The sequence below is a fragment of the Kineococcus siccus genome (assembly GCF_009906795.1).
GTDB classification, from domain to species: Bacteria; Actinomycetota; Actinomycetes; order Actinomycetales; family Kineococcaceae; genus Kineococcus; species Kineococcus siccus.
Genome location: NZ_JAAALN010000361.1, coordinates 1 through 2,085, shown reverse-complemented (window position 1 = coordinate 2,085; position 2,085 = coordinate 1). Strand labels below are relative to the sequence as shown.

The 2,085-nt window shown below is 80.0% G+C and carries 1 protein-coding gene; it reads right to left on the bottom strand.

Annotation, left to right across the window (positions count from 1 at the left end; all coding sequences use genetic code 11):
• Window positions 1-1,941: TPM domain-containing protein (locus tag GTR02_RS21405; RefSeq protein WP_166609488.1), on the bottom strand; the 1,941-nt coding region annotated here is incomplete at its 3' end.
• Between the last annotated feature and the right edge of the window lie 144 nt (window positions 1,942-2,085).

Genomic DNA, 2,085 nt, shown 5'->3' with positions numbered 1-2,085 from the left:
GTCGCCGCCCCAGCCGCTCTGGCGGCGACCGCCCCCGCCGCCGCTGAGGATGCCGCCGAGCACGGCGCCCAGCAGCGCGTCACCGCCCACGCTGCGCCCGCCGTAGCCGCCGCCGTACCCGGCGCCGCCGAAGGGGCCGTCCCCGCCGGTGAACTGCTCGACGTCCGCGCGGGCCGCGGCACTGGCGCGCTCGGCGAGGGAGTCGGCGGCCCGGGCGTGCTCGAGCGCCCCCGCGACGTCGTCGGCCCGCAGGGCCTCGGCCCGGTCGAGGTGGCGCTGGGCCTCGGCGAGGCGCGTGCGCGCGGTGCCACCGACGGCCCCGCGGCGGGTGGCGATGAAGTCCTCGGCCGCGTCGACCTCGGCGTGGGCCCCGAGCAGGGTCTGCTCCAGCAGGGCGCGGAGCTGCTGCTGCTCGCGCGCGGCGGCGCGCCGCGCGTCCACGACGGCGTCCAGGGACCGGTCGGCCTCGACGACGCGGTGCAGGGCGCCCAGCGGGTCGAGGCCGCCCGTCTCCTCACCGGCCGCCACGGCCGCCCGCGCGGCCGCCACGGCCTGCGCGAGGTCGCGGTCGTGCCCGTCGGAGCCCGCGGGAACGGCGGAGGCGAGGGTGTCCAGGTCGGTCCGCAGCCGCAGCAGCGCCCCCGGGAGCTCGGCCGTCGCGCGGTCGAGGTCGGCGCCGGCCCGCCCCACGGCGTCCAGCAGCTGCGTGGCCTGCGCCGCCGCCTCCTCGGCCGTGCGCACCGCGTCGACGACCTCGTCCCCCTCGGTGGTCGCGGCCACCGCCGCGCGGCCGTCCTCGACGGCCGCGCGCGCCGCGGCGGTGCGGCGCAGGGCCTCGTCCGGGTTGGCGCTCACCGACGCCAGAGCGGTCGGGCTGTAGCGCCCGGCCAGCCGGGCGAGCTCCTCGCGGGCCGGCTGCACCCGCGCCTCGAGCCCCGGCAGCTGAGCCGCGACCGCGTCGAGCCGGGCCGGCGCCTGGGCGACGAGGTCGCGCAGTTCGGCGAGGCGCTGCGACTCCGCGTCGAGGGCGTCGCCGGCGCGGCCGCACGACTGCAGGACACCCGTCAGCAGCGCCCGGACCTGCTCGTCGCTCTCCTCGACCTCGTCGTCCAGGAGCTGCCGCTGCTGGAACGCCTCGGTGAGGGCGGCCCGCGCGGTCGCGAGCGCGGCGGCGAACGGCTCGGTCGCCTCCTCGCCGAACTCCGCCCGGGCGAACTCGAGCTCCTGGCTGCTGGTCCGCACGGCGTCGTCGGCGCGGACCAGCGTGGTGTCGGCCTGGGCGCGCAGCTCCTCCGTGCTGGTCCCGGCGAAGGGGTCCACCGGCCCGCCCGCCGCGCCCCGGGGGCTCGCGCCCCGGCGCCGTGCCCGCACCACGAACGCCACGACGATCCCGAGCAGGACCAGGACGGCGAGCAGCAGGACGAGCGGACCCGCACCCGAGCCTCCCGCCGACGTGCCCGGGCCGTCCGCGCCCGGCTCCAGCCGGTCGGCGATGCTGCGCGCCCCCACGACCGCCGCGCCCGCCCAGTCCTGCTGGGCGAGCTCGGCCTCCGTGTCGCGCGAGACCTCCGTCAGGTCGTCCTGCGTCAGCGGCGAGGAGTCGGCGACCTGGTAGGCGTACGTGCGGTCCGTCAGCGCCACGGCCAGCAGCACGTCATCGCCGCCGAGACCGCTGGCCGCGAAGGTCTCGCGCGCCCACTGCGGCCCGTCGAGACCGCTGAAGGAGTCGACGTAGACGACCCAGAGCTGCTGGTCGTCGGCGCTGCGCAGCTGCTGCAGGGCGGCGTCGACCTCCGGCCGGCCCCCGCTGAGCGCGCCGGCCCGGTCCGTGACCTGCTCCGCGAGGCGGAAGGGCGGCTCCGCGGCCGCCGGCGGGGCCAGGGCCACGGCGGACCCGGCGAGCAGGAGGGCGGCCAGGGCGGTGCTCGTCCGTCGTCTCACGGCGGTCAGTCTGCCGCGCACGGCACCGGGCCGCCGGATCGTGGGCGGGAGCCGGGTCGTGGGCGGGAGCCGGGTCGTGGGCGGGAGCCGGGTCGTGGGCGGGCAGCGGGCTGGACGGCGGAGGTGCCGACCGGCCCCGGCGGG